We start from the raw sequence: 26,389 nt of genomic DNA on the forward strand, positions 1-26,389 counted from the left end.
GGCCGTGAAAGAGTCCGAGCGAATCATCAACGAGATCGCGCAGGGCCTCCGAGGTCTCGACGAAGGCGCGGTTTGGTTCTCCGGCCTTCCGCAGAATGAGCAGAAGCGTGTGCTGAGGGAGGTTGTCAGCTACGCGATGCAGGCTCACCTGACGGCGGAAGATGGTCGTGAGGGTGTGAGGCAGTCAGGGGTTAAGCCGACAGCCAACCCTGCGGTGATGATCTCCCTGGATCCTCCTCGTGAGCGTTTGGGAAGGATTGTCCAGCTCCCTCCCGGCGAGTATGTGAGAGCATTTCGCGTCCTTGTCTCGGCCTTCGCCGTCGCTGACACGCGTCGCAGGAATGAATCCTGTCGAGGTACATGCGGTCACTCTTGGCACAACCTGTCGGCGAACTCGTGAGGGTGAGATGAGGCGGCGGGCCGTCTTGGCCGGGGTGCCGGGCGTGTTGCTCGGCGGCACGGCTGCCGCCGGCTGTGCGACGGAGGGCACCTCGGTATGGCCCTCGCAGCTGACAGGGGTTGAGCCGGCGCCGCAGGTGGGAGTGGTCGCGCTCGACGCCCCTCGCGGGGTACGGCGGGCCGAGGTGGCCGCCGTACTGCGGGGCCTTCCCGAGAGCAGCGGCATCGCCTTCAGTGAGGGGGCGTTCCGGGGGATGGCCCGGCGGCGCCCCCGGCAGCTGCGGGCCATGCCCGCCTTCGCCGGGGACGTGCTCGATCCCCGGCGGACCGGTGGTGACGTGCTCGTGCAGGTCGGTGGGAAGAGCGCGGCAGAGGTGCGCAGCGCCGTCGACCGGGTGCTGCGCAGTACGACCGGCTGGGAAGTGCGGTGGCGCATCGAGGGGTTCCGGGAACAGGCCAGGGAAGAGGCCGGCCGCGGGATGGCGCGGAATCCGTTCCACTTCGACGACGGGTTCGGGAACCCCGACGGGGAGCGGGGGATCGCCGAGCGGGCGCTCGTACGGTCCGGCGACGGCGAGCCGGAGTGGGCCGTCGGCGGGAGCTACCAGGTGGTGCGGATCGTGCAGCTCGCGACCGCCCTGTGGGACAAGGACTCCGTCGAGGAGCAGGAGCGGATCATCGGGCGGCGGAGGGACGGGCGCTGGCTGGACGGGACGCCCGCCGGCGAGCGCCCCGAGTTCGCCGCCGATCCGCGCGGGCGGGTCACCCCGCTCGACTCCCACGTACGGCTGGCCGCGCCCGACCGCCGCAACCCGCCACCCCTCGTGCGCCGCAGCTACGGCTACGACCACGGCGCCGACGGCCGCGGAATGCTCTTCTCCTGCTTCCAGCGCGACTTGGCGGCCGGGTTCGAGGCCGTGCAGGCCCGGCTCGCCGGTGCCGAGGCCATGGCCAAGTACACGCTGACCGTCGGCGGGGGCTACTTCTTCGTGCCGCCCGCCGGTGACGAGTGGGTGCGCCGGGTCTTCAGCGCCTGAAGGTGGGGAAGGGATAAAGGCCTGGTCGGGCCTTTGGTCCCGAGTTCGGTTTGTTGCCGTTTGGTCATGGGGGCCGCTGCAACCTCCTGTTGGGGGGTCACGTCATCATGGGCGGGAGGAACGACGGATGAAGATGGCGAAGATACGCAAGCCGAAGTACACCAACCAGGCCGTGGTCGTGGCCTCGGCCGTCGCGCTCGCGGCGGCCGTGTGGGGCGCGACCGAGATCACGGCCTCGGAGGCCGAATCGCACGGCGGCACCCGGCCCGTGGTCCACGAGAAGGGCCCCCAGGAGGACAAGAACCCCGCCGCGCCCCCGGCCCTGAAGCAGGTGCCGCAGGGCATCGCGCACGCGCCGCAGGGCGGCGGCGACGCGGTGAACGTCACCATCGACGACGGCCCCGACCCGGCCTGGACGCCCAAGGTGCTGGAGGTGCTCAAGGAGCACCAGGTGAAGGCGGTCTTCTGCATGGTCGGGCCGCAGGCCCAGGCGTACCCCGGCCTCGTCAGGCGCGTCGTCGCCGAGGGGCACCGGCTCTGCGACCACACCATGTCCCACGACACCGGCATGGACAAGAAGCCGGTGGCGTACCAGGAGAAGGAGATCCTGGACGCGAAGAAGCTGATCGAGCAGGCCGCCGGCGGGACCGCGCGGGTGGACTACTACCGGGCCCCCGGCGGGGCCTTCACGCCCGACAGCCGGCGGATCGCCGCCGCGAACGGGATGCGGCCGCTCGGGTGGAACGTCGACACCAAGGACTTCGAGAAGCCGGGTGTCGCCGCGATCATGAACAACATCCACCAGGAGCTGCCGAAGAAGGGCGGCACCGTGCTCTTCCACGACGGCGGCGGCAGCCGTGGCCAGACCGTCACCGCCCTGGACCGGTTCCTGGGGGAGTTGAAGGAGCAGGGGCGGAAGACCGACTTCCCCGTGCGGGACAAACCCGGTTCCTGAGGCACGCCGGCCCTGACACGCCCGTCGTCCGGCGACCGGGTGAGGGTCCGGCCGGTCGGGGGGCCCGGGGGGTTCCCTGAGGGGGTTCGTCTTCCGTTCGGTCCTGCCCACCCTCAGGAGCCCCCGTGTCCATCGCCCCCGGCAAGCTCAGCGACCCCGCCGTCGCCGCCTTCGTGGCGGCCGTCAACAGCCACGACCGGCAGGCGTTCTTCGACCTGCTCACCCCCGACGCGACCATGTCCGACGACGGGTCGGAACGCGACCTGAAGGAGTGGACCGACCGCGAGATCTTCGGCTCGAACGGCCACATGGACGTGCAGACCGAGTCCGACGGCGGCCGGTCCCTGGTCGTCGGCTACCGCAACGACACCTGGGGCGAGATGCGAACCGCTTGGCGGTTCACCGTCACCCCGGGCGGCAAGGTCAGCCGCTTCGAGACCGGCCAGGCCTGACCCCCGTACGAGGCACCCGCGGCCATGCGTGGCGGGTCAGCCCAGCCGGCCCGCCACCTCCACCGCCACCCGGGCGAACCGGTCGTTCTCCGGCGCCGCACCGCCCGGGAAGGCGAACCGGCGGCGCGTGTACGCGTACGCCAGCCCCGTGGCCGGATCGGCGAAGGCGTTGGCCCCGGCCGCGCCGCTGTGCCCGAAGGCCCGGTCGCCCACCGCCGGCTGCCGCTCGAAGCCCAGGCCGAAGGCGTCCTGCTGGGGCACGACCGCGTCCGCGCCCGGCGTGGTCAGGCGCGCGCACTCCGCCGCCGTCCCCGGCTCCAGCAGCTCCAGCGCGGCCGCGTACATCCCGGCGATCCCGCGCGCCGTGCCCACCCCGCCCGACGACGCCGGGCCCCCGGCCCGGACCCGCCGGTCGTTGGCGAAGTCCACCAGGTCCAGCCGCGGCTCGGTGTTCCAGTTGAAGGCGACCAGCTGCAGCTCGCCCGGCCCGCCCAGCGCGGCCCGCGCCACCAGCTGCTCGTCCGTCGGCAGCATCGGCAGGATCGGTGCCCAGCGCTCCTCCAGCTCCTCCGGCAGCCCGATGAAGAAGTCCAGGCCGTACGGGATCCGGAGCCGCTCGTCGTACTCCTCGGCGACCGTACGGCCCGTCACCCGCCGCACCAGCTCACCGGTCAGGGCCCCGATGGTCATCGCGTGGTACCCGTACCGCGTCCCCGGCTCCCAGTACGGCTCGGCCCGCACCAGCCGCGCCGCGAGGGCCGCGTCGTCCGTCAGCTCCTCGTACGTGAAGCCGCCCTCGACGCCGATCAGCCCCGACCGGTGCGCCAGCAGCTCGCGCACGGTCAGCCGCTCCAGCCCGCGCCCGGTGAACTCCGGCCAGTACGCCGAGACCGGCCGGTCCAGCCCGATCCGCCCCTCCTGCACGAGCAGCGCCACCACCAGGTACGCGGCGCCCTTGGTGATCGAGTAGACGGTCCCGAGCGTGTCCGGACCGGTGTCCTCACCGCTCCACAGGTCCACCACCCGGCGGCCCCTGTGGTGCAGGACCAGCTGGGCCTCGGGGGAGTGCCGCTCCCCGGCAACGAACGCGGCCAGCTCGTCCCGTACGGGCTCCCAGCCGGGCGCCACCTGTCCCTGGACGCCGTCCCCCGCTCCCCGGACGCTGCCCTGCGCGTTCTTGTTCACGGCCTCGGTCATGTGAGTTCCCCCTGTGATCGGTTCCGGCGTTCCTTGACCGGCAACCGTCGAAGATCGACTCATATCACGAATCCGTGACCGCTCCGGAGCCCACCCGGCCCTTACGGGTGAACCCCGTCCGGCCCTCGTAACGGCCCCGCACGCGCGCCCCGTTGTCCCGGCATGAAGCGCATCCGGCTCGCCCTCGTGACCACTGCCGCCGCCCTCTTCACCCTCACCCCGGCCCTCACCGCCGCCGGGGCCCCGGCCGCCGCCCCGCCCTCCGGCTCGTACGTGCAGGACCCGGCCGGGGACAAGATGCGGCAGCAGTGGTCCGAGGACGGCCGCCGGCGCCTCGACGGACAGTTCCGCCTCCACTCGGGGCTGCAGATGGCCAAGAAGCAGAAGCCGGGGCCGAAGGGCGCGCCCGAGTGGGGCGGCCAGGTGGGGGACCCCGCGACGGCCCGGTACGAGCCGGCCTTCGAGTTCGCGTACGAGGTGCACAGCGCGGCCGTGCTGAAGAAGAGCGTCGTGGCGGGCAAGAGCGGCAAGCACGACGTGACCCTGCGCGCCGTGCTGCGCGACGCGCGCGGCGGGCTGGTGGCGGAGTTCGAGGAGGCGAAGCCGGGGCGGCACCACACACTGCGCGCGACGCACCCCACGGGCAAGCGGATCGCCTGCGACACGGGCGTCTACACCGCGGAGTGGAGCATCGGCCGCACCGGTCCCGATGCGCAGACGGTCACCGTGACCGGCCGGGTCACCTGGGACTCCGGCTGCGAGCAGCTCCGCAGGAGCCTCGGCTAGGGCGAGGGGCCCGAAGGGAGCGAAAGGGGGAGGAGAGGGCGGGTCGGCCCGCGGGCGCCTTGTGGGCGCGGTGCGGGCGACGACCGCCTGGGCGTCGGATCGACGCCGCGGGGTCCATGCTGCCGCGTCGGGGGTGGCCGCGGCACGGGTCCGAAGTCCTGTCCGGGCGGGACCTTGCGCACGTGGTACGGGGAGACGTGCGGGTGGTGTCCCGACGGACCGACGGACCGGAGGAGCGGAGGACCGGAGGACCGGCGGACCGGGGGCCGGAGGGCCGGAGGAGCGGACCGTCAGTCGTCCTACTTCTTCTTGGCGGTGCCGCGGGCCTGCTCCGCGATGTCCTCCAGCACGGCCTTCGGGTCGGAGCCCGGGGCGACCGCGCGGCCGATGTTGTGCTTGATCGTGTCGCTGACCTTCATCCAGGACGGCTCGTTGACGGGGTAGAGCTGGGCCCCGAGCAGCGCGGTGAGGAAGTCCTGGTCCACCTCGTCGGCCGCCGCGTCCTTCGAGGCGCGGGTGGCCGTGGTGGTCGACGGCAGCAGGTGGTACCGGCTCGCGAACTCGTTGAGGTTCCTGTCCTCGTAGAGGAAGTCGAGGAACGAGCCGACGGCTTCGCGGTTGCCGTTCTGCTTGAACGCCATCATCCAGTCCGCGACGCCCATGGTGGGCGGGGTCTCGCCCTTGGGCAGCCAGTCCGCCACCGGCATTTCCACGGTGCCGACGGGAATTCCCTTCGCCTTCGCCTCGTGCGCGAGCGAGGGATATCCGTTCAGCATGCCGACCTCGCCGCGCAGGAAGGCCGCGAAGGCGTCCTTGCGGTTCAGCCTGCCGGGGGCGACGGGGCCGGTGAGGCCCTCGCCGACGAGGTTGTCCCGGAGCCAGACGAAGGTCTGGGTGTTGGCCTCGGAGGCGATGGCGTAGCCGCCGCCGTTGTTGGCCCAGCCGCCGCCGTTGCTCAGTTCCCAGATCATCGCCTCGGCGTGGGCCTCCTCCGGGCCGAGCGGCAGCGCGTACGGGTACGCCACGCCGTCGTCCTTGAGGGCCTTGGCGGCCTTCTTCAGCTCCTTCCACGTCTGCGGCGGCTCGATGCCCGCCTTGTCGAAGAGCTCCTCGTTGTAGAACAGCAGCCGGCTGCTGGCCACGAAGGGCAGCCCGTACAGCCGGTTCCCCACCGACCCGGCCTCCGCCAGCGGCGGCAGGAAGTTCGCCTCCGCCGACACCGACAGCAGCTCGCTCGCCTCGTACAGCTTGTCCTGGGCCGCGAAGTCGGAGTACGCGCCCATCAGCGCCATGTCGGGGGCGTCGCCGTCGGCGACCCGGCGGGTCACCTCGCGGTCGATGCTCGCCCAGGGCAGCAGTTCCACCTCGACGCGGGTGCCGGGGTGCCGCTCGCGGTAGGCGGCGGTCACCTTGTCCCAGAAGGGCTTGGCGCTGGTGCCGGGGGAGTCGCCGTATTCGGCGGCCACCAGGTGGAGGACGACGTCGTCGCCGGTGCCGGCGGAACCGCCGCAGGCGGTGAGGGTACTGAGCAGGCCGAGCGCGGCCGCCGAAGCGGCCACGCCGAAGATTCTTCGTCGCACGGTCGAAAACCCCTGAAATTCTTTGGTTCCGGTTCTTGGTTGTGGGTTGCCCGGGGCTGCCGTGTCCCTCGGTGTCCCGTTGCGCCCGGAATTCTCTCCCGTATTCGGCGGGATCCGGCCTTTCGGACCGCAGGTGTGGGGGTTGCCCCAACTGGCCGAATTCCTACTGGTGTTTTCCGACATCTGATCGACAATTCCCACGCGCGTAGACCGCCGTTGCATCCCGTTTGTCCGCCGGGCCGGCGGAGCGCGGCCCAGGGGCCCACACCCGGGCCCAGCCGCCCTCTGGGCCCCGTCTTGGGCCCACGGGCCCGCGCGTTCCGCTTCCGCCCGGGCGACGCTGCTGCGCAGTTTCCGGGTACGGCAGGGGAGGGCGGTCGGATGCGGGGGACCACGGAGGTCCCGTACCGGAGCGGCGCGGGAGCGGCGCTCGTACGGGCCTGGGTCGCGGGACTGCTCGTCCTGTGCCTCACCGAGTACGTGCAAGTCGGCTGGATCTACGGGACCTTCGCCGACCCGGACCGGCTGGCGGGCTTCGGCGGGCGGCTGCTCCTGCTCCACCTGCCCAACGCGGTCTGCGTGGCGCTCGCCGCCTGGGCCGCGGCCGCCGCCCATCCGGCCCCGCACCGCCACCACCGGGGCCGCCACCTGCTGGCCGCCTGCGCCGTGCCGGCCGTCGCCCAGGTGCTGAACCTGGCCATCCAGCGGGACCGGGCGGGCGTCGAGGGCGTGCTGATGTCCTGCGCCGTGGTCGCGGCCGGTACCGCCACGGGCGTCGCGGTGGCCCGGCTGCGCGAGCCCGACCCCGAGCCCGGCACCGACCGCGCCGCCGGAGGCCCGTACGCCGGCCGGCGCTCTCCGTACGGAGGAACCCAGTACGGCCGCCCCCCGTACGGCCGCTCCCCGTACGACCGCGGCGCCACCGCCATGGAGTACCTCGGCTCCGTCCTGCTCGTCGGCGCCCTGGTCCTCGGCATCGGGGCCGCCGGCATCGGCGGCTCCCTCACCACCCGCCTGCTCTGCGCGGTCGGCGCCCTCGGCGGCGGTACGGGCGGCTGCGCGGGCGGCGGGAACCAGGCCGGCGGACCCCCGCTGACCGACGCCGACTTCGAACCCCCGCTGTGCCAGCTCTCCAGCGTCACCGACAAGGCCGGCTCCAAGGCCAAGGTGCTGTTCTTCGAGTGGGGCCAGGAGTACGGCTTCCAGCAGCAGGTCTTCCAGGCCAAGGAGGACGTCAACGGCGACGGGGTGATCGACGGCAGGGACCAGTACGTCTTCGTGACCTTCACGGACGCCGCGTCCGCCGCCCTGAAGAAGGACTTCAAGCCCGGTATGAAGGTCGGCAGGTTCGGTGCCGACAAGGTCGAACTCGGCGCCGGCATCAAGGTCACCAACGGCGACACCTGGGTCTTCCGCAGCCCCGAGGAGGCCGCCCGGTTCCGCGACGACCTGGAAAAGCTCAAGATGTACGAGACGATGCGCAAGTCCCCCGGCGGCGCCGACGCCAGCCTCGGCAACGGCATCCTCGCCATCTTCGGCAAGGGCCCGCTCGCCGAGGAGGAGCGCATCCGCAAGCGCGTCGAGGAGAAGCTCGGCGACCGCCACATCGGCTACGGCAAGGTCGGCCTCGAACTCTCCGCCGGCGCAGGCCTGAAGCTCTCCGCCGCCGACGAGAAGAAGCTCAGCGCCACCCTCGGAGGCAACTTCAAGTTCTCGCCCGAGGCCACCTGGACCGACAACGACTTCAAGGGCACCAAGTCCTACACGTACACCGCCGCCCTGGAGTACGGCACCAAGGTCGGGTACGAGGCGGGCGGGCTCAGCGGCGAGGCGGGCGCCACCACCGTCCGCACCGGCGCGCTGACCGTCACGTACGACAAGAAGACCGGCGAGCTGATCCGCATCGACATGACCCAGACCATCGAGGAGGGCGGCACCAAGGACGGGGTCAAGGGCGGCGGCGACAACGGCAAGAAGGACGACGACAAGCGCGGCGGCAGCGCCGGCGTGAAGGGCACGAACAACACCACCGGCATCCAGGTGATCACCAACTCGATCAGCTTCGAGCCCGGCCCCAAGGGCGCGGCCGACCGGGCCCTCGCCCAGGCCTGGCTCGACGGCCGCGGCGACAACGCGGCGCCCTTCCTCTACCTCTTCGGAGACCGGGCCCCCACCACCCGGCCCGGCCCCGACGACCCCTTCGGGCAGTTGCTCTTCGACAAGGGCCGCTCAAGCCGGACCCGCTACACCGGCACCACCGACGCCGCGGAGTACGGCTTCGAGCTCAACCTGGGCCTCAGCCTCGGCTTCTCGGTGAACACCGAGAAGAAGGAGGAGGTGCTGAACGAGGCCGAGTTCCTGGGCGCACCCCGCAACGGCACCCGCGGCTACGTCCCCTACAGCTACTGTGCGAACTGACCGAGGAGAGGGGCGGGCACGCGTGAGCAGCACGACCGGAACCCGATGGAAGACCGCCAGGACGGCCGCCACGGCCCTCGCGGCGGCCGCGATGATCGCCGGCTGCGGCACGGCCGGCGGGAGCGGGGGCGGGAGCGGCGGCGGGGGCGGCGGCGCCGGCCCGCAGGCCGTGGTCCCGGACGGCTGGGGCACCCTCAGGACGCCCACCGTCAGCGTCGCGTACCCCAAGGGGCCCGACGGCTACCGCGAGGAGGCCGCGAAGGACGGGCCCACGGCTGTGCGCGAGCGGTCCGGCCACAAGGATGCGGTGATCAGCATCCGGATGAACTTCACGAACGCCGACTCCGTAGAGGAGGCCGCGATCGGCGCCGAGGCCGGCATCCAGCTCGGCTCCACCCTCCAGGGCACCCGCGACATCGAGCTCGCGGGCACCGGCGCGGCCAAGCGCATCGACTTCGAGTTCACCGCCACGGGCGCGCCCGGCGGACCTCCCAAGGGCACCCGGGTCGCCGGGCTGATCCTCACCGGCCTGGACTCGAAGGGGCAGTCGTTCGCGGTCCGCGTGGACACCGTGAAGGCCGCGCGCAGCGGGTCCGAGCTGGCCGCCGTCGTCAAGAGCGTCGAGGTGCGCTGAGCGTGCGGGTCCCGGGCGGCGGCTACCTCTTCTTCGGCGCGATGACGCTGCTCTTCGCCGTCGTCGCCGTGACGTACGGGCGCCGCCTGGCGACCGTGCTGCGCACCGTGCGGCACGGGGTCCGGGTGCCCGGGGAGTGCGCCCGGGTGGTCACCCACTCGGACACCGACGCCCGGGAGCACTTCTTCCGCTTCCGGACCGCGGAGGACGGGCGGGAGGTCGAGTTCCGGGACCTGGCCCCCTGGACCACGGGCACCGGCGACCCGGTCACCGTCACCTACGACCCGGCCGACCCGGAGCGCACCGCCACCATCGCGGGGCGGGGGGCCGGCTGGTCGCCCGTACGCCAGGCGGCGGTGATCACGGTGGGCTGCGGCCTCGCGGCCCTGCTCTCCGGGACGCTGACGGTGCTCATCGGCGGCGAGTAGACCGGGCGGGGACGCGTACGGGATGCCCGCGGGGCGCGGGGGCCGGCGTACGGGCCCTCGGCGCCCCCCTTACGGGACCGCCCCGCCCTCTTACGGACCGTCCCGCCTCCCTTGGCGGCCGCCCGCTCCCCTTACGGCCCCTCAGCGCCCCGCGTACGGGTCCGGCTCGCCCGTCTGCGGATTGAGCCCCGCGAGCCAGCGGCGCTGCTCCTCGCGCCAGTTCACGAAGCTCTGGGGCCGCTCGCTGTCCCAGAACACCAGGGACACCGGATTGACCTCGAACTCGTCGGAGAACAGGCGGCACAGGAATTCCGCCATCCCGTAGGGGTGGAGCGCGAACACCTCGGCCGTGTGCCGCCCGCACACCAACACCGGCCAGCGGTCCGGGTCCGGGTCGGAGGTGAGCCAGCAGAGTATGTCCGAGCCGCCGGTGACCCCCCAGGCCAGGATGTGCGCGGGGTCCGCCTCGAAGGCGGCCCGTCCGCCGAGCACGGCCCACTGGGCGCGGGCGTTGGCGGTCTCCTCCGCCATCTGGTCCGGGTCCCACTGCGGGCCGCGCTTGGCCAGCGGCAGCAGGACGCTCGCCTCGCCGTTGATGCCGCCCGCGCCGAAGCGGGCCATGAAGGCGACGTAGTCGGCCGGGAAGCGGGTGCCCCAGGCGGCCTCCGCGGCCGCCCAGTCGATCTCCTCGTCGGCGCCGTGTACCGCGGGCATCAGCCGCTCAAGCGCCGCCACCTGCGCGTTCTCCGTCACGACCGCTCCCCACCACAGCCCGAGCCCAACCGGTCCAACCTACCGTGCGCCCCGCCCCCGCCCGGGGGGTGTCCGGCCCGTGGTCGCCCCGGCCGCGGCGTCCCGCTCAGACCTGGTGCAGTTCCACGGTGACGCCCGGCCGCAGCCCCCAGCGGGCCATCTGTCCCGCCTCCGCCTCCAGCACGTGACGGGAGTGCGGCCGGGGCAGGCCCAGGCGTCCGGGCCGCATCGTACGCACCGCGCGGACCCGCAGGTCCCGGTCGAGGTACGCCACGTCGATGGCGAACCGCATCCGGAAGGTGTGGATGCTCCCCGCGGGGGTCAGCAGCAGCGCCCCCTCGATCCCGTCCCGCCCGAGCAGCCCCCGGGTGCGGGCGCGGTAGGAGGCGGCGATCTCGACCGGCACATCCAGGCCGTCCACCGTCAGCGTCCCCTTGCCGTCCTGCCAGCGCCGTGCCATCCGCGTCCCCTTCCCAGCCGTGCCTCCGGGCCACCCACCTGTGGTGCCCGGGGCCACCCGCAGCCCGGGCCGTGCGGGTGCGCGGCCCAGGCTAGGCCCCGCGGGCCCTGCCGCGAATGGGTCCACGGGCCCATGACCCGGGCCCAGGGGCTCCCTAGGGTCGGGGGCGTGCTCGCACTCCTGATCACCCTCGCCGCCGTCGGCTACGGCGCCGCCGCCGGGCTCGTGCTGCCGCGCGCCGCCTACCGGCTCGCCGTCGAGCCGGGCGAGCCCTGGCGCGCCGCCTGCCCGCAGGGCCATCCGCTCACCGGCCGGGCCGGTGGCTGGCTGGGTACGGCCCGCTGCGCCGGCGTCCCGTACGGGCCGCACCCGGTGCGGGTCGCCGTGCTCACCGGTGCGGTGTGCGGGGCGCTGGCCTGGGCCGCCGGGACCGTGCCGGAGGCCGCGGTGTGGGTGCTGCTCGCACCGATGGCCGTGCTGCTGGCGCTGGTGGACCGGGCGGTGCACCGGCTGCCGGACGTGCTGACGCTGCCGCTGGCCGCCGGGGCCGCGGCGCTGCTGGGGGCCGCCGCGCTGACGCCGGGGGCCGCCGGGTCCTGGCGGGGCGGCCTGCTGGGCGGGCTGGTGCTGGGGGCGGCGTACTTCCTGCTGTTCCTGATCAACCCGAACGGCATGGGATTCGGGGACGTCAAGCTGGCGCTCGCCCTGGGGGTCGCTCTTGGGTGGTACGGGTGGGGGGTACTGCTCGTCGGAGCCTTCCTCGGCTTCCTCTACGGCGGGATCTACGGCCTCGCCCTTGTGCTGCGGGGCCGGGCGGGCCGTAAGACGGCCCTGCCGTTCGGTCCCTTCATGGCCGCCGGGGCGTTCACCGGACTGCTCCTGGGCGGACTCGGAGCGTAATCGTGTCGCGGCAATGCACGCAGCACGCTTTACGAAGGGTTATGGTGGAACCCCCCCCTCGGGCCGGTCCGTATCCCCCCCACGGACCGGCCCGTTTTCCGTTTCCGGACGGGTTCCGGGAAACCCCAGGTCAGCGGGTGGTCAGCCGCGCTGGGCCCAGATGTTGGTGCCCGGGGTGGAGACGGCGAAGGAGTCGATCTCCTTCAGCTCCTCCTCCGTCAGGGGCGCGCCGGACAGCGCCGCGACGTTCTCCTCCAGCTGCGACACGCTGGACGCGCCGATCAGGGCCGAGGTCATCCGCTCGTCGCGCAGCACCCAGTTCAGGGCCAGCTGGGACAGCGACTGGCCGCGGCGGGCGGCGATCTCGTTCAGGCCGTTGAGCCGGCGCAGCACCTCGTCCGAGATCAGGTCCGGGTTGAGGGACTTGCCCTGGGTGGCGCGGGAGCCCGCCGGGATGCCCTTGAGGTACTTGCCGGTGAGCAGGCCCTGGGCCAGCGGTGCGAAGGAGATGCAGCCCATGCCCGCCTCCTCCAGGGTGTCGAGCAGGCCGTCCTCCTCCGTCCAGCGGTTGATCATGGAGTAGGAGGGCTGGTGGATCAGCGCGCGCACGCCCATCTCGCGCAGGATGCCGGCGGCCTCGCGGGTCTGCTCCGCCGTGTAGGAGGAGACGCCGACGTACAGCGCCTTGCCCTGCTGGACCGCGGACGCGAGGGCGCCCATGGTCTCCTCCAGCGGGGTCTCCGGGTCGAAGCGGTGCGAGTAGAAGATGTCGACGTGGTCGAGCCCCATCCGGCGGAGCGAGGCGTCGAGCGAGTTGAGCAGGTACTTGCGGCTGCCCCACTCGCCGTACGGGCCGGGGTGCATCAGGTAGCCGGCCTTGGTGGAGACCACCAGCTCGTCGCGGTACGCGGCGAAGTCCTGGGCGAAGATCTTGCCGAAGTTCAGCTCGGCCGAGCCGGGCGGCGGTCCGTAGTTGTTCGCCAGGTCGAAGTGCGTGACGCCGAGGTCGAAGCCGCGGCGCAGGATGGCCCGCTGGGATTCCAGCGAACGGTCGTCGCCGAAGTTGTGCCAGAGGCCCAGGGAGATGGCGGGGAGCTTGAGGCCGGAGCGGCCCGTGCGGCGGTACTCCATCGAGTCGTACCGCTCTGCTGCTGCCCGATAGGGATTGTTATCAGTCACGTTGTCCTCCCTATCACGGACTTGTGACATCCCGGGTTGGGCCGCCCCTCCCGGGGCGCAGTAATGTGGCGCAGTCGGGGGAAGCGATTCGCACGGGGTCTTGGCACGGAGGGGCTGGAAGAACGTGAATCTGCGCGACCTGGTGTACCGACTCTATGCACGCCGCGTGGAGGGCCGCCTGGATCACGCTGCGGTGCCCAAGCACATCGGCGTCATCCTCGACGGCAACCGCCGGTGGGCCAAGGCCTCCGGCGGCACCACCGAGCAGGGCCACCAGGCGGGCGCGGACAAGATCTCCGAGCTCCTGGGCTGGTGCAACGAGACCGACGTCGAGGTCGTCACCCTGTGGATGCTGTCCACGGACAACCTGGACCGTCCCGAGGTCGAGCTCCGCCCGCTGCTGAACATCATCGAGAACACCGTCCGCGGCCTCGCCGCCGACGGCCGCTGGCGCGTCCACCACGTCGGCAACCTCGACATCCTGCCCGCGCAGACCCAGGCCGTGCTGAAGGAGGCCGAGGAGGCCACGCACGGGGTCGACGGGATACTCGTCAACGTCGCCGTGGGCTACGGCGGCCGCCAGGAGATCGCCGACGCGGTCCGCTCCCTCCTGCTGGAGCACGCGGACAAGGGCACCTCCTTCGAGGAGCTCGCCGAGAAGCTCGACATCGACCACATCTCCGAGCACCTCTACACCCGGGGCCAGCCGGACCCGGACCTCGTGATCCGCACCAGCGGCGAGCAGCGCCTGTCCGGATTCATGCTCTGGCAGAGCGCCCACTCCGAGTACTACTTCTGCGAGGTCTTCTGGCCGGCCTTCCGCAAGGTCGACTTCCTGCGGGCGCTGCGCGACTACGCGGCCCGCCACCGGCGCTACGGCACCTGACGGCCTCTCGGCCCGCCACGGCCACCACGGCCCCCGGCGCCACCGGGATCCACCGCGCCCCCACCAGCGCATCCACGCAAGGCCTTCACCTGGGATTCACCCCGCGTCCGTCATATGCCATGGCATGGCACCCCGTGTTCGAGGGAATATCCCAACCAGGTCGACGCCCGATCCACGGGCGTCGAGTCTCAGCGGACGGCACCGGGCCGTCCGCCCGGGAGGCCCTTTGCACCAGGACGCGCGTGCGGACCGCACGTACGAAGCGGAGGGCCGGAAATCGGCCCTGGCATTGCGGCCGATGACCGGTCCGGTCTTCATGGCCCGACCTCACTCGAGGGGGTACGTCCTTCCGTGGTGACCAGCACAAAGCGCCGCACGCCCGACAGGCGCACCTACGTTCTCGACACCAGCGTCCTGCTGGCCGACCCGCACGCCTTCTCCCGCTTCGACGAACACGAGGTCGTCCTCCCGATCGTCGTGATCACCGAGCTGGAGGCGAAGCGGCACCATCCCGAACTCGGATACTTCGCGCGTCAGGCCCTCCGCCTGCTCGACGACTTCCGCGTCCGGTACGGCCGGCTCGACGCCCCCATTCCGCTGGGGGACCTGGGCGGCTCCCTGCGTGTCGAGCTCAACCACTCCGACCCGGGCGTCCTGCCCGCCGGCTTCAGGCTCGGGGACAACGACTCGCGGATCCTCGCGGTCGCCCGCAACCTCCAGGCCGAGGGGTACGACGTCACGGTCGTGTCGAAGGACCTGCCGCTCCGCATCAAGGCCTCCTCGGTCGGCCTGCTCGCCGAGGAGTACCGCGCGGAGCTGGCCATCACCGGCGACGGCTGGACCGGCATGAGCGAGCTCGCGCTCTCCGGCGAGCAGGTCGACCTCCTCTTCTCCGAGGAGCGCCTGTACGTGCCGGAGGCGGCCGAATTCCCCGTGCACACCGGACTGGTCCTCCAGTCCGAGCGGGGCAAGGCCCTGGGCCGCGTCACGGCCGACGGCAACGTCCGGCTGGTACGGGGCGACCGCGAGGCCTTCGGCATCCACGGCCGCAGCGCCGAGCAGCGCATCGCACTGGACCTGCTGCTGGATCCGGACGTCGGCATCATGTCGATGGGCGGCCGGGCCGGCACCGGCAAGTCGGCGCTGGCGCTCTGCGCGGGCCTGGAGGCCGTACTGGAGCGCCGCCAGCACCAGAAGGTGATGGTCTTCCGGCCGCTGTACGCCGTGGGCGGCCAGGACCTCGGGTACCTCCCCGGCACCGAGGCCGAGAAGATGAGCCCCTGGGCGCAGGCGGTCTTCGACACGCTCTCGGCGGTGGCCGGGCGCGAGGTGATCGAGGAGGTGCTGGGCCGCGGCATGCTGGAGGTGCTGCCGCTCACCCACATCCGGGGCCGCTCGCTCCACGACGCGTTCGTCATCGTGGACGAGGCGCAGTCGCTGGAGCGCAACGTCCTGCTGACCGTTCTGTCCCGTATCGGGGCGAACTCCCGGGTTGTCCTGACTCATGACGTCGCCCAGCGCGACAACTTGAGGGTCGGCCGGTACGACGGAGTGGTCGCCGTGGTCGAGAAGCTGAAGGGGCATCCGCTCTTCGCGCACATCACCCTGACCAGGTCGGAGCGCTCGCCGATCGCGGCCCTGGTGACCGAGATGCTGGAGACGATCTGACCGTAACCGGTTAAAACGGACAGCCAGTTGGCGCCGCCCGGCAAAGGCACAGGAGCCTAGCCGGGCGGCGCCGTGTCGCACAGGGGTTTCCAAAAACCTTCCGCGTCATGCCTGATGTGAGCTTTCACACGTAACGGGGAATTGCCTTGCGCCGTCCACCTCCGGCAGAGTCTTGCTTCCGTCAGGCCCCGCATACGGCACCCGTGTACCTCCCAGGAGTTGCACAGCACGGCAACAACTCAACAGACGACGCCGTATGCCGCCCGGAAGCACCATGTGGCACTCCTCCCAGGGGAGTTGCCCACGGGCCCGCGCCTCCAGTGACCATCGCAAGCGGAGGCCAGCGCCAGGGGCGCTCATGCATCGCGAGGTCACGCCGCGACGCTGCTGGAAGGAACCCGTGTGAGTCGGATCTCGGTCCGGGGATTCGCAGTGGCCTCTGCCACCGCGGTCACCACCGTCGGTGCAGTCGTGGGAGTCGCCGCGGGCGACACCCAGCCCTCGAGCGACCTCGAGACGACCGCTGCCGGCACGACTCTCCTCACCGACATCCCGCTCGGCGACCAGGCCCAGGTCCAGACTGCGTCCCTGACGCAGCAGGCCGACGCCCTCGCCGGCGCGGCCGACGCGGACGCCAAGAAGTCCCTCGAGGAAGCCGCGCGCATCCAGGCGGCCAAGGACGCCAAGGCGAAGAAGGAAGCCGCCGAGGAGAAGGCGAAGGAGGAGCGCGAGGCCAAGGAAGCGGCCAGCCGCTCCGCCACGCGTGACGCCGACTCGTTCGCGCCGCAGAGCTCCTACACGGTCGCGCAGGTCAAGGCGATGGCCCGTCAGATCGTGGGCGCCGGCCAGTTCCAGTGCTTCAGCAACATCGTCAACCACGAGTCGACGTGGAACTACCGGGCGCAGAACCCGTCGTCCGGTGCCTACGGTCTCGTGCAGGCGCTGCCCGGCTCGAAGATGTCCTCGGCCGGTGCCGACTGGCGCACCAACCCCGCCACGCAGATCGAGTGGGGCCTCAACTACATGAACGTCCGCTACGGCAGCCCGTGTGGAGCGTGGAGCTTCTGGCAGGCCAACGGCTGGTACTAGGCCGCCCGCCCGCCCAGGGATCCGTCGCAGCCCCTCACCGTTCTTCGGTGGGGGGCTGTGCGCGTGTACGGTCGAGCGGGATCGTGCTCACGGGCGGGGGGAAGGGATCGAGATGTCGAAGAAGCCAGGGTGGCTCAGCAGGCTGGGCAAGGGCCTGGACCGGGTGGAAGCGGCACTCGACGAGCGCCGGGCGGAGGTCGCGGCGGAGACGGAGGGGGACGGCCCGGTGGGCTCCGGCCCCGTGCCGCCGCCCGAGGCCGCCGCCCACGCGTCCGGCCAGGTGCGGCCCGAGCCGGCCGGCGTCGTCCCGTGGGGCGTGCGCGTGGCCGCCGAGGTCAGCTGGCGGCTGCTGCTGGTCGCCGCGATGCTCTGGGTGCTGATGCGGGTGATCGCCGAGGTCCGCCTCGTGGTCCTGGCCTTCGCCGCCGCCCTCCTGGTCACTGCGCTGCTCCAGCCCTTCGTCGTACGGCTGCGCCGGGCCGGGCTGCCCCGGGGCCTGGCCACCGCGGTGACCGCGGTGCTCGGCTTCGTCGTGATCGGGCTGGTCGGCTGGTTCGTCGTCTGGCAGGTCATGGAGAACCTCGACGACCTCGGCGACCGGGTCAGGGACGGCATCGACGAGCTCAAGCGCTGGGCGCTGGACAGCCCGTTCCACGTCACCGAGAAGCAGATCAACGACATCGCGAAGAACCTCCAGGAGACCATCACCACCAACACCGACGAGATCACCTCGGCCGGTCTCCAGGGCGTGACGGTGGTGGTCGAGGCGCTCACCGGCATCCTGCTCGCGATGTTCTCCACGCTCTTCCTGCTCTACGACGGCCGCCGCATCTGGCAGTGGACCCTCGGCCTGGTGCCGGCCATCGCCCGGCCCGGCGTCGCGGGCGCCGGCCCGCGCGCCTGGCGGACCCTCACGGCGTACGTGCGCGGCACCGTGATCGTGGCTCTGATCGACGCCATCTTCATCGGCCTCGGCCTCTACTTCCTCGATGTCCCGATGGCCGTGCCGCTGGCCGTGTTCATCTTCCTCTTCGCCTTCATCCCGCTCGTCGGCGCGGTGATCTCGGGTGCCCTCGCGGTGCTCGTGGCGCTGGTGACGCAGGGCGTGTTCACCGCCCTGATGGTGCTGCTCGTCGTCCTCGCCGTGCAGCAGATCGAGGGCCACGTCCTCCAGCCGTTCATCCTCGGCCGGGCGGTGCGCGTGCACCCGCTGGCGGTGGTGCTGTCGGTCGCGGCGGGTGGGATGATCGCCGGGATCGGGGGCGCGGTGGTCGCGGTCCCGCTGGTCGCGGTCACGAACACGGTGGTCGTCTACCTGCGGGCGTTCTCCCGGGAACAAGAGCTGCGGATCGGTCCGGGCCCCCACGGGGCGACGGCGATCGTCGCGGCTCCGGCCGACCAGGGGGAAACGAACGGTGATATCCGAGCCTGAGCTCGACGGGGGATACGAGGACCAGCGCGGCGGGTCCGGCACGGCGGAGCCCGAGCCGCCGCCGGCGCGCGGGCGGCGCCCGGCGGCCCGGTGGCTGTGGGCACTGGGCGGTGCCGCGGCAGCGTCCGCGGTGTGGGCGGGCGGCCTGTACGTCTACGGCTCGGGGGAGCCGGAGGCGCCGGTGATCGCGTACCGGACGCCGCTGAACCTGTGCGACGAGGTGAAGCCGAAGGCCCTGACCGGGCTGATGGGCAACCTGACGGAGCGGACCATCCGGCGGGAGAACGAGCACCCGGCGGTCGACCGGTTCACGTGCACGCTGATGGGGCAGGAGAAGGAGCCGAAGAACGGCTGGTCGCGCTCGTACGAGGCCTACTTCACCCTCACGCTGCACAAGAAGACCGACCCGGAACCGGAGTTCGACGCGGACTCCGAGGACATGCGGTGGGGCGGCCTGGAGCCGGCCACGCCCGAGCAGGTGCCGGGGCTGGGGGAGAACGCGGTCATGTTCAGCGGCGGCGACTACCGCGGGCCGCAGCTGAGGGTGGTGGACGGCGGTGCCGTCCTGGTGGTGGAGACCGCCACCAACTGGAACTGGTCCTCCGAGGAGCCTTCGGGGGAACAGCCGAAGGACCCGCTCGACGACACCTCGGTCAAGGCGGCGATGATCGAGGACGCCCGGGCCCTGCTGGACGTGCTGCGGCAGAAGGAGAAGCAGGACTGAAGACGCACCGGACCCCCGCTGCCGCCTCAGGGCGGCGGCGGGGGTCCGGCGTTGCGGGGGTCCGCTACTCGGCGAGCACGGCCTCGGCGTCGAGGGTGGCGCCCACGGCCTGGATCACCGCGGCGATCTTGACGGCCTCCTGGATCGTCTCGCGGTCCACGCCCGCCTTGCGCAGCACCTGCTCGTGGGAGTCGAGGCACTGGCCGCAGCCGTTGATCGCGGAGACGGCGAGGGACCACAGCTCGAAGTCGACCTTGTCCACGCCCGGGTTGCCGATGACGTTCATCCGCAGACCGGCCCGCATCGTGCCGTACTCCGGGTCGGAGAGCAGGTGGCGGGTGCGGTAGAAGACGTTGTTCATCGCCATGATGGCGGCGGCCGACTTGGCGGCCGTGTACGCCTCGGACTTGAGCTTCGCCTTGGCCTCGGGCTCCAGCTCGCGCAGGACCTTCGGCGAGCGCGAGGCGATCGCGCAGGCCAGGACGGTGCCCCAGAGCTGCTGCTCGGTGAGGGCGTCCTGGTTGCCGATGACCGAACCGAGGTTCAGCTTCAGGTCCTTGGCGAAGTCCGGTACGGCGGCCTTCAGCTCATCGAGGGCCATGCTCACTCACCGGCCAGGAGCTTGCCGGCGTCGAGGGTGTCCTCGCCCTTGGTCCAGTTGCAGGGGCACAGCTCGTCGGTCTGCAGGGCGTCGAGGACCCGGAGGACCTCCTTGGGGTTACGGCCCACGGAACCGGCGGTCACCATCGAGAACTGGATCTCGTTGTTCTGGTCGACGATGAAGACGGCGCGCTGCGCGAAGCCGTCCTCGCCCTGCACGCCACAGGCCTGCATGAGCTCGTGCTTGGAGTCGGCCAGCATCGGGAAGGGCAGGTCACGCAGGTCGGCGTGGTCCTTGCGCCAGGCGTGGTGCACGAACTCGGAGTCGCCGGAGACGCCCAGGATCTGCGCGTCGCGGTCGAGGAACTCGTCGTTCAGCTTGCCGAACGCGGCGATCTCGGTCGGGCAGACGAAGGTGAAGTCCTTCGGCCAGAAGAACACCACGCGCCACTTGCCCTCGTAGGTCTTGTGGTCGATCTGCGCGAACTCCTGGCCGGCCTCCAGCGAGACGCAGGCGGTCAGATCGTACGTGGGGAACTTGTCACCGACGGTGAGCACATGCACTCCTTGCGGGAGGGAAGGCCCCGGCCCTTGTGGGGCGGAATGGGGTCTTCCGTGAGGGTTGGACGGATCTCACATGCTGGCACAGCTGCATTGATTGCAGAAATAGCCAAGCTCTACGATGGTGATCGGAGGTACCTATCAGTGGCTGTCGGTAATAGAGGACCCAAAGCTCCCACGCTCGCACAGCTGCGCGCCTTCGCGGCCGTGGCCGAGCACCTGCACTTCCGCGACGCCGCCGCGGCGATCGGAATGAGCCAGCCGGCCCTGTCCGGCGCCGTCTCCGCGCTGGAGGAGGCGCTCGGCGTCCGGCTGCTGGAGCGGACCACCCGCAAGGTGCTGCTCTCGCCCGCCGGGGAACGCATCGCCGCCCGGGCCCGGACCGTGCTCGACGCGGTCGGCGGGCTGATGGAGGAGGCGGAGGCGGTCCGCGCGCCCTTCACCGGCGCACTGCGCCTCGGGGTGATCCCGACGGTTGCGCCGTACCTGCTGCCCACCGTCCTCTCCCTGATCCACCGGCGCTACCCGCGCCTCGACCTCCAGGTCCACGAGGAGCAGACCGCCTCGCTGCTCGACGGGCTGGCCGGGGGCCGGCTCGACCTGCTGCTGCTCGCGGTGCCCCTCGGCGTGCCCGGGGTCACCGAGATCCCGCTGTTCGACGAGGACTTCGTACTCGTCGCGCCGCGCGACCACGAACTGGCCGGCCGCCGCGACATCCCCCGCGAGGAGCTGCGCGGACTGAACCTGCTGCTGCTCGACGAGGGCCACTGCCTGCGCGACCAGGCCCTCGACATCTGCCGCGAGGCGGGCCGGGAGGAGGGCGCCGCGGTCACCACCACGGCCGCCGGGCTCTCCACACTGGTCCAGCTGGTGGCCGGCGGGCTCGGGGTGACGCTGCTGCCGCGCACCGCCCTGCGGCTGGAGACCACCCGCAACGAGTACCTGTCCACGGGGTACTTCGCCGAACCGGCGCCGTCCCGGCGGATCGCCTTCGCGATGCGCACCGGGACGGCGCGGCAGGGGGAGTTCACCGAACTGGCGGCGGCCCTGCGGGAGGCGGTCCGCCCCCTGCCGGTCTGGCTCACGGACTAGGCACTCCGCCCCTATTCGGTGCGGAGGCCGTCCGGCCGCATCAGCCGCAGCAGCGGCGGCAGGCTGAGCGCGGTCACCAGCAGCACCACGCCGGCGCCGATGCCCGTCATCGCGGCCACCGAGGCCCAGTCGACCGACACGGCGACGTTCGTCATCCGCATCAGTACGGCGCCCAGCGCGAGGCCGGTCGCGGTGGCCAGCAGCAGGCCCAGGCCGATCGGCACCGCCGTCTGCCAGAGCACCGACAGGCTGAGCGTGGAGCGGCGGGTGCCGAAGGCCACCAGGGCCGACAGCAGCTTCCTGCGCTCCCGCAGCTGCTCCAGCTGCGAGACCAGCATGCTCGCGCCGATCAGCACCAGCACGCCCGTGGCGCCGATGAAGAGGCCGGTGCGGATGGTGGCGAAGCGGTTGGACTGCTGGGTGGCGACGGCCGTGAAGGCGGTCATCATCGGGTCCGTCAGGAAGACCTTGGTGCGGACCCGCTCCAGCGCGTCCGGGTTCCCGGGCGGGATCTGGACGTACACGGTGGTGTACAGGCGGTCGCCCAGGTTCTTCGGCGCGGCCTTGGGGGTGGCCAGCACACCGGAGCGCATGACGCCCGTGGGGTCCTTGCGCGAGGGCGCGGGACGGGCGTCCTTCGGCAGGGTCCACCGCACCGCCTGGTGCGCGGCGGGGTCGTCGCCGTAGACGGGCCCGGCGAACAGACGGGTGCCCGGCACGGTGAGCGCGGAGATGTCGGTGCCGTACGTGTCCCCGCCCTGGAGCACGAAGGTGTCGCCGTCCTTGCAGGAGGGCAGCGTCGCGAGTTCGCTCAGGGCCGCGCAGGTTCCGACGGTCAGGGACGCGCTCTGCTCCGGGTCCTTGGCCTTGAGGGCGAGGTCGGAGGTGCTCAGCGGCGTCGACCTGGTGACGCCCTCGATCGAGCCCAGTTCCCGGGCGATGCCGTCGGCCCGGCGGGCCGACTCGCTGCCGGACGGGATGTGTACGGAGACGGCCGCCCGCCGCGTGTCCTGACCGGTGTCCCTGGTGTACTCGCCCTCGACGCCGGCGAACAGCATCTGGAGCGCGATGGCGCCGGCGACGGCCACGGCGATGCCGTTGACCAGGCGGGCCGCGGTGCTGCTGCCGAGCTGGAGGCGGCGTACGGCCAGCTGCCAGGAGACCCCGCCGCCACCGAGGCGGGCCACGGTCTTCTCGACCAGCCAGGGCAGCAGCGCCGTGATGCCGACCAGCAGCAGGACGACACCGCCGATGACCTGCCACTGGTTGAACTGCCCCTCCTCGTTGCCCCGTCCCATCAGCGGGACGAGCAGGGCGAGCCCGCCCAGGGGCATCAGCAGGCGCCACCAGATGCGGCGCCTGGCCGGCTTGGCGGTACGGACCACCCCGAGCGGCTCGATCACCACGCCCCGCAGGGCGAGCAGGGTGACGGCGACGGCCGCGGCCGGTACCGCCACGGCGACCAGGGCCGCGAGCCACAGGGTCGGGTTGAGGTCGGCGGGGAAGACGCTGCGCTGCATGAGCGTGACCTCGCCGGCGAAGTGCCGTACGAACAGGAAGAAGACGGCGCCCAGGCCGAGCCCGAGCACGGAGCCCGTGGCCGCCTCGCCCGCGGCGATGCGGCGGGTCATCCGGCCGTCGGCGCCGACCAGCCGCAGGGCCGCCAGCCGGCGGTCGCGGCGGTCGCCGCCGAAGCGGACGGCCGCGGCGATGAACACGGCCACCGGCATCAGCAGGGCCACGAAGACCATGGTCAGGAGGAGGGTGAGGATGGGGTCGAGCGGCTCGGGCACGGCGTCGTTCTTGAAGCCGGTGACCCGCTTGATGTGGGTGCCGTCCGGCTGGAGCCTGTCCTGGCCCTGGTAGAAGGCGAGTTCGTTGGGGCCGATCAGGCCCTCGTCGCCGATGACGGAGACGATCGTCCCGTTGAGGCGCTCGCGCAGCAGCCTGCCCTCGGAGGACTTCAGCAGCTCGGCGAGGGCGGGGGAGACGGCGAGCTCGCCGGTGCCGGGGAAGCTCTTCAGGCCGGGCGGCAGGGGGGCGTCCGGGCCCTCGGGCTGGAGCTGGCGGCCGTAGACGTCGTACTCGCGGAACGTGGAGTCCGCCTCGGCGACGAGCAGGGTGCCGGGGCCGGGTGCCTCCGCCGTGGGAGCGGTGAACGTGCTGCGCGCGTCGGAGCGCACGTCCCGGGCCTGGAGGGCACTGGGGAGGGCGGTGGTGACCAGGAGCAGGGCCACGCCCAGGCCGACGCCGACGGCGGTGAGGAGGGTGCGGGTCCAGCCCTCGCGGCCGCCGCCGAGGGCGAACCTGGCGCCCATCCGGAGGTCCTGGGACCAGGTGCGGAGGCTCATATGACGCGCTCCATGTCGCGGGAGCGGCCGTCCCGTACGACGATCTCGCGGTCGGAGTACGCGGCGACCCGGGTCTCGTGCGTGACCAGGACCACGGCCGCGTTGGTGGACCGGGCGGCCTCGGTGAGCAGGTGCATCACGCGCTCGCCGTTGAGGGAGTCGAGGGCGCCGGTGGGCTCGTCGGCGAAGAGCACGCGGGGGCCGGTGACGAGGGAGCGGGCCACGGCGACGCGCTGGCCCTGGCCGCCGGAGACCTCGCCGGGGCGCTTGTCCTTGAGGCCGTCCACCTCCAGGCGCGCCATCCACTCCAGGGCGGTGCGCTCGGCCTCCCTGCGCTTGGCGCCGTTGAGCCGGAGGGGGAGGGCCACGTTCTCGACGCAGGTCAGCTCGGGGACGAGCTGGCCGAACTGGAAGACGAAGCCGAACTCGCTGCGGCGCAGGGCGGACCGCTCGCGGTCGCTCATGTCGGTCAGTTCCCGGCCCGCATAGGTGATGGATCCGGAGTCGGGCGTGACGATGCCGGCCAGGCAGTGCAGCAGGGTCGACTTGCCGGAGCCCGAGGGGCCCATGACGGCGACGACCTCGCCGGGGTGGATGGAGAAGGCGGCGCCGTCGAGGGCGTTGGTGGGCCCGTACGCCTTGCGCAGGTCGGTGGCGGTGAGCAGGGAGCCGGCGGGGTTCATCGGCGTACCTCCTGGGCGAGCTGGTCGAGCCGGGCGGCGGTGAGTTCCAGCCAGCGCAGGTCCGCTTCGAGGTGGAACAGGGCGTGGTCGCAGACGAGCTGGTCGGCGAGGTCGCCCTTGCGCTTGCGGGTGGTGAGGATGCGCATGAGGCGGAGGTGCTCCGCGCGCTGCGTGTCGAGGAGGTCGGCGGCGCTGCGTCCGGTGAGGAGCGCGAGGACGACCTTGGTGTAGAGGGTCGACTGGAGGTACGGCTCGGGCTTCTCCGGCTGGGCGAGCCATTCCTCGACGTCGGTGATGCCGGCGTCGGTGATGGCGTAGCGCTTGCGGTCGGGGCCGCCGCCGGCCTCTATGCCTTCGACCTCGACGAGGCCGTTCTTCAGCAGCCGGGACATGGTCGAGTAGACCTGCCCGTAGTGCAGCGGGCGGTCGTGCCCGAACTTCTCGTCGAAGGCGCGCTTGAGGTCGTAACCGTGACGTGGGCCGGCCTCTAGCAGGCCGAGGAGGGTGTGGCCGATGGACATGCCGACGACTGTACACGCGGTGTATACCCTTGATGTATACACCCGGTGCATAGGTTGGCGTGGATGGGCTGTCCGTGCAGGTCGGAGCGTTGTGTCACGGTTCGGAACGGGACTCAGGACCCGGCTGCGCACGGCATGCGCGAAGCCCCCTCGGCACGCCGAGGGGGCTTCGGGTCAGGGATCGGGGGACTTGCGGGGGCGCCCTCTGGGGGCGATGGGGGCCGCGTCGCCGGGCAGTCGCCCCGACTCCGCCAGTGCCCGCCGCAGCAGGAACTCGATCTGGGCGTTGGCCGAGCGGAGCTCGTCGCCCGCCCAGCGCGCCAGCGCGTCGTACACCTGCGGGTCCAGCCGCAGCAGCACCTGCTTGCGCTCCGCCCGCGCCGCCCTGGCGGGCCGGTCCGCGGCGCGCGCGGGCCGGCCGCTCCCGCCGGGATCCGGCGGGGGTGCGGCGGCGGGGTCCTTCCCTGGAGGGGTCACTGGTACAGGGTGCCCGTGTTCACGACCGGCTGCGCGGCACGGTCACCGCAGAGCACGACCATCAGGTTCGACACCATCGCGGCCTTGCGCTCCGGGTCCAGGTCCACGATGTCCTCCTCCGCCAGCCGGGTCAGGGCGAGCTCGACCATGCCGACCGCGCCCTCGACGATCTGGCGCCGGGCCGCGACCACCGCGCCGGCCTGCTGCCGCTGGAGCATCGCGGAGGCGATCTCCGGGGCGTACGCGAGGTGGGTGAAGCGGGACTCGATGATCCGCACGCCCGCCGCGGTGACCCGCGCCGACAGCTCGACGGCCAGCTTCTCGGTGATCTCCTCGGCGTTCTCGCGCAGGGAGAGGACGTCGTCCTCGTGGGCGTCGTACGGGTACTCGATGGCGATGTGCCGGACCGCGGACTCGGCCTGGACCGAGACGAACTCCTCGAAGTCGTCGACCTCGAAGGTGGCCTGCGCGGTGTCCTCGACCTTCCACACCACGACGGCCGCCAGCTCGATCGGGTTGCCGTACGCGTCGTTGACCTTCAGTACGGCCGTCTCGTGGTTGCGCACCCGGGTGGAGATCTTCTCCCGCGAGGTCAGCGGGTTCACCCAGCGCAGGCCGTCGGTGCGGATCGTCCCGCGGTAGCGGCCGAAGAGCTGGACCACCCGGGCCTCGCCGGGAGCCACGGAGTTGAGGCCGCACATCATCACGAAGGCCATCAGTGCCAGCAGGACGCCCGCGACGATCACGGCCGCCTTGCCGCCGCCGGTCAGCGCGGTGGCGCCGAACACCACGAGCAGGACGCCGGCCGTGAGCCCGAGCAGGCCGCACAGCAGTGCGGTGCCGCCGCCGACGCTGTGCGCGGGGAACTCGCGCACCTCCGGGTCGGGCAGGACCGAGTCCACCGCGGTGTCGTTCGGTTCGTTGGTGTTCGTCACGGTCCGCCCCGTTTCAATCGGTCACTCTGCTTAGCAAAGTGATATCACTTTTTTGGCTCACAGCAACCCCCCGCACACTCCATGCGTCGGTTCCATCGGGGTGGGTGCTCATTCTCACGTCCGGAAAAGACCGGATTGGCCGACCTTTGTCCATTCCGTCGGTGTTAGCTTCGTGAGCTGACACCGGGGGTA

27 protein-coding genes are annotated in these 26,389 nt (G+C 71.9%); 15 read left to right on the forward strand and 12 right to left on the reverse strand.

The features are described 5' to 3' along the window. Positions 1-4: 4 nt before the first annotated feature. The 4 genes from ACIF6F_RS31155 to ACIF6F_RS31170 all read left to right on the forward strand — a co-directional run bounded on the left by ACIF6F_RS31155 (position 5) and on the right by ACIF6F_RS31170 (position 2,843). Positions 5-400: a DUF5958 family protein gene (locus ACIF6F_RS31155; protein ID WP_399954455.1), complete on the forward strand. Its 396-nt coding sequence runs from the start codon at positions 5-7 to the stop codon at positions 398-400. A gap of 142 nt (positions 401-542) precedes the next feature. Continuing rightward, positions 543-1,436, forward strand: a complete 894-nt coding sequence (locus ACIF6F_RS31160) for a Dyp-type peroxidase (RefSeq protein WP_399954458.1) — start codon at positions 543-545, stop codon at positions 1,434-1,436. Positions 1,437-1,563: 127 nt separating this feature from the next. Continuing rightward, positions 1,564-2,391 (forward strand): polysaccharide deacetylase family protein, encoded by an 828-nt coding sequence (locus ACIF6F_RS31165; protein WP_399954461.1) that lies wholly within the window; start codon positions 1,564-1,566, stop codon positions 2,389-2,391. A gap of 125 nt (positions 2,392-2,516) precedes the next feature. Further along, positions 2,517-2,843, forward strand: coding sequence for a nuclear transport factor 2 family protein (locus tag ACIF6F_RS31170; RefSeq protein WP_399954464.1), 327 nt, complete (start codon positions 2,517-2,519; stop codon positions 2,841-2,843). A gap of 36 nt (positions 2,844-2,879) precedes the next feature. Here ACIF6F_RS31170 and ACIF6F_RS31175 read toward each other — a convergent pair whose 3' ends face one another. Further along, positions 2,880-4,040, reverse strand: coding sequence for a serine hydrolase domain-containing protein (locus ACIF6F_RS31175; RefSeq protein WP_399954468.1), 1,161 nt, complete (start codon positions 4,038-4,040; stop codon positions 2,880-2,882). A gap of 162 nt (positions 4,041-4,202) precedes the next feature. On the opposite strand from ACIF6F_RS31175, the gene ACIF6F_RS31180 reads away from it, so the two are divergent. Continuing rightward, positions 4,203-4,826, forward strand: coding sequence for a hypothetical protein (locus ACIF6F_RS31180; protein WP_399954471.1), 624 nt, complete (start codon positions 4,203-4,205; stop codon positions 4,824-4,826). Between the two features lie 299 nt (positions 4,827-5,125). Here the strand turns inward: ACIF6F_RS31180 and ACIF6F_RS31185 are convergent, their stop codons facing one another. Further along, a complete protein-coding gene (locus ACIF6F_RS31185) occupies positions 5,126-6,406 on the reverse strand; it encodes an extracellular solute-binding protein (protein WP_399954475.1) in 1,281 nt (426 codons plus the stop codon). A gap of 381 nt (positions 6,407-6,787) precedes the next feature. On the opposite strand from ACIF6F_RS31185, the gene ACIF6F_RS31190 reads away from it, so the two are divergent. Genes ACIF6F_RS31190 through ACIF6F_RS31200 form a run of 3 tightly spaced genes read left to right on the forward strand, consistent with a single transcriptional unit; the run spans position 6,788 to position 9,886 of the window. Beyond that, positions 6,788-8,824, forward strand: coding sequence for a hypothetical protein (locus ACIF6F_RS31190; RefSeq protein ID WP_399954478.1), 2,037 nt, complete (start codon positions 6,788-6,790; stop codon positions 8,822-8,824). A 22-nt stretch (positions 8,825-8,846) separates the two neighbouring features. Further along, positions 8,847-9,458 carry a hypothetical protein gene (locus tag ACIF6F_RS31195; protein WP_399954481.1) on the forward strand — a complete coding sequence of 204 codons (612 nt, stop codon included), beginning with the start codon at positions 8,847-8,849 and terminating at the stop codon, positions 9,456-9,458. 2 nt (positions 9,459-9,460) lie between these two features. Then, positions 9,461-9,886 (forward strand): DUF3592 domain-containing protein, encoded by a 426-nt coding sequence (locus ACIF6F_RS31200; RefSeq protein WP_399954484.1) that lies wholly within the window; start codon positions 9,461-9,463, stop codon positions 9,884-9,886. A 141-nt stretch (positions 9,887-10,027) separates the two neighbouring features. On the opposite strand, the gene ACIF6F_RS31205 is transcribed toward ACIF6F_RS31200, so the two are convergent. Together ACIF6F_RS31205 and ACIF6F_RS31210 are read right to left on the reverse strand one after the other, a co-directional pair. Next, the gene (locus ACIF6F_RS31205; protein WP_399954487.1) at positions 10,028-10,639 is read right to left on the reverse strand and encodes an SMI1/KNR4 family protein; all 612 of its coding nucleotides are present in this window, start codon (positions 10,637-10,639) and stop codon (positions 10,028-10,030) included. 106 nt (positions 10,640-10,745) lie between these two features. Beyond that, positions 10,746-11,099 carry a DUF192 domain-containing protein gene (locus ACIF6F_RS31210; protein WP_399954490.1) on the reverse strand — a complete coding sequence of 118 codons (354 nt, stop codon included), beginning with the start codon at positions 11,097-11,099 and terminating at the stop codon, positions 10,746-10,748. A 168-nt stretch (positions 11,100-11,267) separates the two neighbouring features. Here ACIF6F_RS31210 and ACIF6F_RS31215 point away from each other — a divergent pair, with 168 nt between their 5' ends. Beyond that, the gene (locus ACIF6F_RS31215; RefSeq protein ID WP_399954493.1) at positions 11,268-11,999 is read left to right on the forward strand and encodes a prepilin peptidase; all 732 of its coding nucleotides are present in this window, start codon (positions 11,268-11,270) and stop codon (positions 11,997-11,999) included. Positions 12,000-12,140: 141 nt separating this feature from the next. Here the strand turns inward: ACIF6F_RS31215 and mgrA are convergent, their stop codons facing one another. After that, complete coding sequence (gene mgrA, locus ACIF6F_RS31220; RefSeq protein WP_399954496.1) at positions 12,141-13,178, reverse strand: L-glyceraldehyde 3-phosphate reductase; 1,038 nt, start codon at positions 13,176-13,178, stop codon at positions 12,141-12,143. A gap of 124 nt (positions 13,179-13,302) precedes the next feature. Between mgrA and ACIF6F_RS31225 the strand changes: the two genes are divergently transcribed. The 5 genes from ACIF6F_RS31225 (at position 13,303) to ACIF6F_RS31245 (ending at position 18,977) form a co-directional block, all read left to right on the forward strand. Beyond that, a complete protein-coding gene (locus ACIF6F_RS31225; protein ID WP_399954499.1) occupies positions 13,303-14,064 on the forward strand; it encodes an isoprenyl transferase in 762 nt (253 codons plus the stop codon). 351 nt (positions 14,065-14,415) lie between these two features. After that, positions 14,416-15,732 (forward strand): PhoH family protein, encoded by a 1,317-nt coding sequence (locus tag ACIF6F_RS31230; protein ID WP_399954501.1) that lies wholly within the window; start codon positions 14,416-14,418, stop codon positions 15,730-15,732. 402 nt (positions 15,733-16,134) lie between these two features. Beyond that, complete coding sequence (locus tag ACIF6F_RS31235) at positions 16,135-16,821, forward strand: transglycosylase SLT domain-containing protein (protein WP_399954504.1); 687 nt, start codon at positions 16,135-16,137, stop codon at positions 16,819-16,821. Positions 16,822-16,933: 112 nt separating this feature from the next. After that, positions 16,934-18,253: an AI-2E family transporter gene (locus tag ACIF6F_RS31240; protein WP_399954507.1), complete on the forward strand. Its 1,320-nt coding sequence runs from the start codon at positions 16,934-16,936 to the stop codon at positions 18,251-18,253. After that, positions 18,237-18,977: a hypothetical protein gene (locus tag ACIF6F_RS31245; protein WP_399954510.1), complete on the forward strand. Its 741-nt coding sequence runs from the start codon at positions 18,237-18,239 to the stop codon at positions 18,975-18,977. Before ACIF6F_RS31240 ends, ACIF6F_RS31245 begins: the two co-directional genes overlap by 17 nt. Positions 18,978-19,041: 64 nt before the next feature. Here the strand turns inward: ACIF6F_RS31245 and ACIF6F_RS31250 are convergent, their stop codons facing one another. Together ACIF6F_RS31250 and ACIF6F_RS31255 are read right to left on the reverse strand one after the other, a co-directional pair. Then, entirely contained in the window at positions 19,042-19,578 is a 537-nt protein-coding gene (locus ACIF6F_RS31250) for an alkyl hydroperoxide reductase (RefSeq protein WP_399954513.1), read from the reverse strand. Between the two features lie 2 nt (positions 19,579-19,580). After that, positions 19,581-20,135 (reverse strand): peroxiredoxin, encoded by a 555-nt coding sequence (locus tag ACIF6F_RS31255; protein ID WP_399954516.1) that lies wholly within the window; start codon positions 20,133-20,135, stop codon positions 19,581-19,583. Between the two features lie 147 nt (positions 20,136-20,282). On the opposite strand from ACIF6F_RS31255, the gene ACIF6F_RS31260 reads away from it, so the two are divergent. After that, complete coding sequence (locus tag ACIF6F_RS31260) at positions 20,283-21,230, forward strand: LysR substrate-binding domain-containing protein (RefSeq protein WP_399954519.1); 948 nt, start codon at positions 20,283-20,285, stop codon at positions 21,228-21,230. A gap of 11 nt (positions 21,231-21,241) precedes the next feature. On the opposite strand, the gene ACIF6F_RS31265 is transcribed toward ACIF6F_RS31260, so the two are convergent. The 5 genes from ACIF6F_RS31265 to ACIF6F_RS31285 form a co-directional block, all read right to left on the reverse strand. After that, a complete protein-coding gene (locus tag ACIF6F_RS31265; RefSeq protein WP_399954523.1) occupies positions 21,242-23,581 on the reverse strand; it encodes an ABC transporter permease in 2,340 nt (779 codons plus the stop codon). After that, a complete protein-coding gene (locus ACIF6F_RS31270) occupies positions 23,578-24,264 on the reverse strand; it encodes an ABC transporter ATP-binding protein (RefSeq protein ID WP_399954526.1) in 687 nt (228 codons plus the stop codon). Before ACIF6F_RS31270 ends, ACIF6F_RS31265 begins: the two co-directional genes overlap by 4 nt. Beyond that, complete coding sequence (locus ACIF6F_RS31275; RefSeq protein ID WP_399954529.1) at positions 24,261-24,785, reverse strand: PadR family transcriptional regulator; 525 nt, start codon at positions 24,783-24,785, stop codon at positions 24,261-24,263. The genes ACIF6F_RS31270 and ACIF6F_RS31275 overlap by 4 nt, the downstream gene beginning before the upstream one ends. A gap of 174 nt (positions 24,786-24,959) precedes the next feature. After that, positions 24,960-25,262: a hypothetical protein gene (locus ACIF6F_RS31280; protein ID WP_399954532.1), complete on the reverse strand. Its 303-nt coding sequence runs from the start codon at positions 25,260-25,262 to the stop codon at positions 24,960-24,962. After that, positions 25,259-26,197, reverse strand: a complete 939-nt coding sequence (locus ACIF6F_RS31285; protein ID WP_399954535.1) for an SPFH domain-containing protein — start codon at positions 26,195-26,197, stop codon at positions 25,259-25,261. Before ACIF6F_RS31285 ends, ACIF6F_RS31280 begins: the two co-directional genes overlap by 4 nt. Positions 26,198-26,389 lie beyond the last annotated feature (192 nt).

Origin of the sequence: Streptomyces sp. NPDC086023, assembly GCF_044540325.1 — a bacterium.
In the GTDB taxonomy this organism is placed as follows: Bacteria; Actinomycetota; Actinomycetes; order Streptomycetales; family Streptomycetaceae; genus Streptomyces.